This window comes from Pseudomonas sp. R28(2017) (assembly GCF_002112505.1).
Classification (GTDB): Bacteria; Pseudomonadota; Gammaproteobacteria; order Pseudomonadales; family Pseudomonadaceae; genus Aquipseudomonas.
Map to the genome: position 1 here is coordinate 1 of NZ_NEHW01000030.1, position 5,631 is coordinate 5,631.

The window sequence follows — 5,631 nt, forward strand, 5'->3', positions numbered from 1 at the left end:
CCACCACCACCACCACCACCTTTGGCATAGGCCGATCCAATAGGTGAGATATCGGCGGTCTCATCTATGAGGTGCTGCATAACGTTCTGGACTAAGTCCACCAGCCTTTAAAGCGCATGAAGTGCAGCGTCGCACTTCGTGCTGACGGTGTTCGCCCCGAGCATGATGGCAACCGTCCAACCCGCCTACCCTGCCACCCTGTCAAAGGCGTAATCCTTGTAAATCAACCACCCGATCCCATAAGAGCACTGTACATGCCTATCGACTTCAGACCCGCTCAAGCCTCGGACGCACACGATATTGCGCGCTTCTTTCAACTGACATCGGAAGGCATGGCCGATTACATATGGAGCAAGCTTGCCGCACCTGGAGAAGCATTGCTGAGTGTCGGTGCGTCTCGCTATGCCAGGGAACAGGGCGACTTTTCCTACAAGAACTGCCTGATGGCCACTGTCGAAGGGCGCGTCATCGGCATGATGCATAGCTATGCCTTGCACGAAACCCCTGACAGGCCAGTCGAGACAGACCCGGTCCTCGCGCCCTACTCCGACATGGAAATACCCGACACCTTGTACATATCCAGCCTTGCCCTGGATGAGGCCTGGCGCAGCCAGGGGTTGGGCGTGCAGTTTCTCCGCCACGCCCAGCAGCGCGCTGAGGACGCTGGCCTGGATGGGCTATGCCTGATCGATTATGCAGAAAACCACGGTGCACGCCGCTTCTACGAACGTCACGGTTTTCAGATTGTTAAAACCTGCCAGATCGTTGCGCACCCGATGCTGGGCGTCACCGGTGAAGCCTATTTGATGTATCGCCCTAACCCCAACGTGCTCGAGAAAAAACCATGAACAACAAACTCACCGTGTTCCGCGAACTGGATATCCAACCGGTGCGCGACCTTCCTTTTTTTGAAGAGATCGTGGAAGGCACCCCTCACACGCTGACGTCCAAGTACTATCACGATGAACAGCAAGGTCGCATTTCCGGAGAATGGGAAGCCAGCACCGGAGCGTGGCGCATCGACTACAAAGTGTGGGAGTTCTGCCATGTGCTGAGTGGCTGCTGCGTCATCGAGCTCGAGGGTTGCGCCCCCGTCACACTGGCCGCTGGCGACACGTTCATCATCGAACCGGGCGCCAAGGGTAAATGGACCGTGCTGGAAGACATGAAAAAGAACTTCGTGATACTCCTACCCGCGAACTAGTTGCTGGAAAGCGGGCCCAGAAGCGATCTTTGTCTGAGCAACTGTCTTGCTCAGTTTCCAGAATCTGGCGTGGTCCATGTGGGAGATCACCCAGCCCTTTGGGCTGCGCTGTCGCGCAGAGAACAAAGCCTCAGCATGCGCCGCTTTACCTTGTGGGAGCGGGCGTGCCCGCGAAGCATGCGACGCGGTGCATGGCACCGGCTTCGCCGGTGTTCGCGGGCGCGCCCGCTCCCACAAGACCTCAGCTAAATCAAAGAGTTATGTATTGTTCTATGAGAGCCTGGGTGGCAAGGCTGCCAACAAGGCCGGCCCTGAGAAGAAAACGGCCAAGCGACCTCGAAAGGCTTCTTGAGTCCTGCGCTAGCATGCGCCGCTTTACCCTGTAGGAGCGGGCTTGCCCGCGAACACGGGCGTAGCCCGTGCCAGGCAACGCCATTTCATGGGCTGGCCTGTTCGCGGCACAAGCCCGCTGCCACGGAATCACTGCCAACCTCACTGACCGCTTCACTTGCCCGAGAGTTCGCTGCGAACGATCTCTGCCCCTGCACTCAAAGCACGCAGCTTGCCGCTGGCGACCCGACGCGGCAGCGGCGCCATGCCACAGTTGGTGCACGGATAGAGCTTGTCGGCATCGACGAATTTCAGAGCCTTGCGCAGAGTACTGGCCACTTCCTCCGGGGTCTCGATTGCAGGGTTCGCCACGTCGATGGCACCGACCATCACCTTCTTGCCACGGATGAGTTCGAGCAGGTCCATGGGCACGTGTGAGTTGTGGCATTCCAGCGAGATGATGTCGATGCTGGACTTCTGCAGCCTGGGGAAGGCTTGTTCATACTGCCGCCACTCCGAACCCAGGGTCTTCTTCCAGTCGGTGTTGGCCTTGATGCCATAGCCATAGCAGATATGCACCGCCGTTTCACACTTCAGGCCTTCGACCGCCCTTTCCAGGGTGGCTACACCCCAGTCATTCACCTCGTCGAAGAAAACATTGAAAGCGGGTTCATCGAACTGAATGATGTCAACGCCAGCAGCCTCGAGCTCCCGCGCCTCCTGGTTGAGGATCGTGGCGAATTCCCAGGCCAGTTTTTCGCGGCTCTTGTAATGCTTGTCGTAGAGCGTATCGATCATGGTCATGGGGCCTGGCAGCGCCCACTTGATCGGTTGCCGGGTCTGCTGGCGCAGGAACCTGGCATCTTCGACAAACACCGGCTTTTGCCGCGCAACGGCGCCCACTACCGTCGGCACGCTCGCATCGTAGCGGTCACGGATCCTGACGGTCTCGCGCTTGTCGAAGTCAACGCCGCTCAGGTGCTCGATGAAGGTGGTGACAAAGTGCTGGCGCGTCTGCTCGCCGTCACTGACGATATCGATGCCGGCGTGCTGCTGCTCTTGCAGGGCCAGGCGTAGCGCATCCTGTTTGCCTTCGGCCAATGCCTCGTCGTGCAACTTCCAGGGTGACCAGAGTGTCTCGGGTTGAGCGAGCCAGGAAGGTTTCGGCAAGCTGCCGGCAGTGGAAGTGGGTAGCAGTTTTTTCATGGTGTATGACCTTGTATGCCGGGTAATTCAAGCAGCGTAATGAGCGGACCACTGCTCGAGCATATGGTGGTAAGGCTTGATGAAGTGTTCCTCGACAAAGCGGCCCTGCTCGATGGCCAGCCGGCTACGTTCCTCGCGGTCATAGACGATGCGCGTCAATGAGTAATCCTGATGTTGCAAGCTGGGCTGGTAAGACTTGCCTGCAACAGAATTCGCGTTGTAGATCTCGGGCCGATAAATCTTCTGGAACGTATCCATGGTGCTGATGGTGCTGATCAGTTCCAGCGGGGTGTAGTCGCCGAGCAAATCACCAGAGAAATAGAATGCCAGGGGGGCGACACTGTTCGGCGGCATGAAGTAACGCACTTTCAAGCCCATTTTCTCGAAATAGGTATCCGTCAGCGAGTATTCGTCTTGCTGATACTCAACGCCCAATACCGGGTGCTGGTTTTCAGTTCGCTGATACTTCCGGCTGCTCGAAACGCTCAGGCAGATAACCGGCGGTTTGGCAAAATGCTCCTTATACACCGTTGAGCTGACGAAGCATTTGAACAACTTGCCGTGCAGTTCACCAAAGTGCTCAGGCGTGCTGAAGGCTGCCTGGTCTTTGTTGTGCCCGAGCAGTAATACGCTGAAATCATAATCGCGCACGTAAGAAGAAAAATTGTTCCCCACCATGCCCGCGATACGCTCACCGGTGGTGCGATCGACGATGTTCGTTTTCAATATTTCAATCAAGGGCAACGCGTGATCGCGGCGCTGATCACCCACGCTCATTTCGACGGAAATGATTTCAAGCTCGACACGGTAACGATCCCCTTCGGGATTGTCCCAGTGCGCCAGGGCGTTGAAGCGGTTGTCGATCATCTTCAACGTGTTTCGCAAATTCTCCTGGCGGCTCGCACCCCTCGCCAGGTTGGCAAAGTTGGTCGTGATGCGCGTCGTTTCTGCCGGACGATAGTGTTCGTCAAAACGGATGCTTTTTATGGAAAACTTGAAATCATCGTGTGCCATCACCGACCGTCCCACTCAAATATTTAAATAGTCTTTAGTGGGACGCATTCTAGGTTCAGGGCTTGTTCGCGTGGAACTGAATTGATTTCACAGTGCCTTTAGCCACATTCATGACGCATACGACCACTGCCGTTGCGGGGGCAGTGGTTCGTCTATGCTGAATGCTCTCTGGTGAAGGAGTTACCCCATGTCAAAGCTTTATCCCAGTATTGATCCCGAGGGGCTGGTCGAGTACTCGGTGGTCTACACCGACCGCTCGCTCAATCACATGTCGCAGGCCTTCCAGGGCGTGATGAGGAACATTTCCAGCACCCTGCAACAGGTCTACAACGCCCAGGCCGTTGCGGTAGTCCCGGGCAGTGGTACTTTCGGCATGGAGGCGGTAGCGCGACAGTTTGCCAACGGCCAGCAGTGCCTGGTGATACGCAACGGCTGGTTCAGTTATCGCTGGAGCCAGATCCTCGAGATGGGCCACATCCCGGCGGCCACCACGGTGCTGAAAGCCCGACCGGTCGACACAGGGCGCCAGGCGGCCTATGCCCCGCCCTCTCTGGACGAAGTGCTGGCGGCCATTCAGACGCACAAGCCGCAGGTCGTCTTCGCCCCCCACGTCGAAACCTCCTCCGGGATGATCCTGCCCGACGATTACCTGCGGGCCATCGGCGACGCCACGCATGCGGTTGGGGGCCTGTTCGTGCTGGACTGCATCGCCTCCGGCACGCTGTGGGTCGATATGCAAAAGTGCGCAGTCGACCTCTTGATCAGCGCACCCCAGAAAGGCTGGAGCGCCTCCCCCTGCTGCGCCCTGGTGATGCTCAGTGCCTTGGCCCTCGAGCGCATCGCGCAGACCCAGAGCAGCAGCTTTGCCTGCGACCTGAAAAAGTGGCTGCAGATCATGCAGGCGTACGAACAGGGCGGGCATGCGTACCATGCGACCATGCCCAGCGATTCACTGGCGCGCTTCAACGACGTCATGAACGAGATGCAAGCCTACGGTTTCGACAAGCTGCGCGACGAACAACAGGCGCTGGGCGATCGGGTGCGCGCCCTGTTGGCCGGCAAAGGCATCAGGAGTGTGGCCGCTGCCGGCTACCAGGCCCCGGGCGTGGTGGTGAGCTACACCGATGATGCCGACATCAAGAACGGCAGCAAATTTGCCGAGCACGGCCTGCAGATTGCCGCTGGCGTGCCGTTGCAATGCGACGAACCCGCCGACTTCCAGACCTTCCGCATCGGTCTGTTCGGGCTTGAAAAACTGCACAACATCGAGCGCACGGTCAGCACCCTTGAACAGGCGCTGGACGAAGTGCTGGTGAACTGAGCGCTCACCCTGGCTGCAGCCCCTGCAAACGGCAGAACCGGTTGGTCGGTTGGCTGGCCGTGCCGCCCTCTACAAGCGCGGCACGGCTTCCACGTTGTGGCTGAACACATCTGGCTGGGTGCCTGCGCAACCTAGCCCGGCCCATTCAGATTCGCCCCCGCTACTCGAAACGGACGATCCCCGGTCGCCAACACTGCGCTACTGTTGTTGCCAGCCCCCTACCCGCCACCCCAACATGATTGACTGGAGAACCTATGAGGGTACTGGTAAGCGTCAAGCGAGTGGTCGACTACAATGTCAAGGTTCGCGTCAAGGCGGACAACAGCGGTGTCGATCTGGCAAATGCCAAGATGTCCATGAACCCCTTCTGCGAAATCGCCGTGGAAGAAGCCATACGCCTGAAGGAACAGGGTATCGCCAGCGAGGTCGTGGTGGTTTCCGTCGGCCCGGGTGCCGTCCAGGAGCAGCTGCGTACCGCCCTGGCTCTGGGTGCCGATCGCGCCATCCTGGTCGAAGCCGCTGACGAGCTGAATTCCCTGGCCGTGGCCAAGGCCCT

5 protein-coding genes and 1 pseudogene are annotated in these 5,631 nt (G+C 58.5%); 4 read left to right on the forward strand and 2 right to left on the reverse strand.

What is annotated here, in order from left to right; translation table 11 throughout:
- The first annotated feature begins 254 nt into the window (after window positions 1-254).
- Together CAF78_RS27365 and CAF78_RS27370 are read left to right on the forward strand one after the other, a co-directional pair.
- On the forward strand, window positions 255-848 hold the full coding sequence (locus tag CAF78_RS27365) for a GNAT family N-acetyltransferase (RefSeq protein ID WP_085680016.1): 594 nt from the start codon (window positions 255-257) through the stop codon (window positions 846-848).
- Window positions 845-1,204, forward strand: a complete 360-nt coding sequence (locus tag CAF78_RS27370; RefSeq protein ID WP_085680019.1) for a cupin domain-containing protein — start codon at window positions 845-847, stop codon at window positions 1,202-1,204. The genes CAF78_RS27365 and CAF78_RS27370 overlap by 4 nt, the downstream gene beginning before the upstream one ends.
- A gap of 504 nt (window positions 1,205-1,708) precedes the next feature.
- On the opposite strand, the gene CAF78_RS27380 is transcribed toward CAF78_RS27370, so the two are convergent.
- Together CAF78_RS27380 and CAF78_RS27385 are read right to left on the reverse strand one after the other, a co-directional pair.
- Entirely contained in the window at window positions 1,709-2,740 is a 1,032-nt protein-coding gene (locus CAF78_RS27380; protein ID WP_085680022.1) for a methionine synthase, read from the reverse strand.
- A gap of 27 nt (window positions 2,741-2,767) precedes the next feature.
- The gene (locus CAF78_RS27385) at window positions 2,768-3,754 is read right to left on the reverse strand and encodes a DUF1852 domain-containing protein (RefSeq protein ID WP_085680025.1); all 987 of its coding nucleotides are present in this window, start codon (window positions 3,752-3,754) and stop codon (window positions 2,768-2,770) included.
- Window positions 3,755-3,941: 187 nt separating this feature from the next.
- Between CAF78_RS27385 and CAF78_RS27390 the strand changes: the two genes are divergently transcribed.
- Window positions 3,942-5,075, forward strand: a complete 1,134-nt coding sequence (locus CAF78_RS27390) for an aminotransferase class V-fold PLP-dependent enzyme (RefSeq protein ID WP_085680028.1) — start codon at window positions 3,942-3,944, stop codon at window positions 5,073-5,075.
- A 254-nt stretch (window positions 5,076-5,329) separates the two neighbouring features.
- Window positions 5,330-5,631 (forward strand): annotated as a pseudogene (locus tag CAF78_RS27395) (electron transfer flavoprotein subunit beta/FixA family protein); the annotation flags it as partial.

Bases quoted from the DNA above. Each gene is read 5' to 3' on its own strand.
- CAF78_RS27365 (WP_085680016.1), top strand. From the start codon at position 255: ATGCCTATCGACTTCAGACCCGCTCAAGCCTCGGACGCACACGATATT.
- CAF78_RS27370 (WP_085680019.1), top strand. From the start codon at position 845: ATGAACAACAAACTCACCGTGTTCCGCGAACTGGATATCCAACCGGTG.
- CAF78_RS27380 (WP_085680022.1), bottom strand. From the start codon at position 2,740: ATGAAAAAACTGCTACCCACTTCCACTGCCGGCAGCTTGCCGAAACCT.
- CAF78_RS27385 (WP_085680025.1), bottom strand. From the start codon at position 3,754: ATGGCACACGATGATTTCAAGTTTTCCATAAAAAGCATCCGTTTTGAC.
- CAF78_RS27390 (WP_085680028.1), top strand. From the start codon at position 3,942: ATGTCAAAGCTTTATCCCAGTATTGATCCCGAGGGGCTGGTCGAGTAC.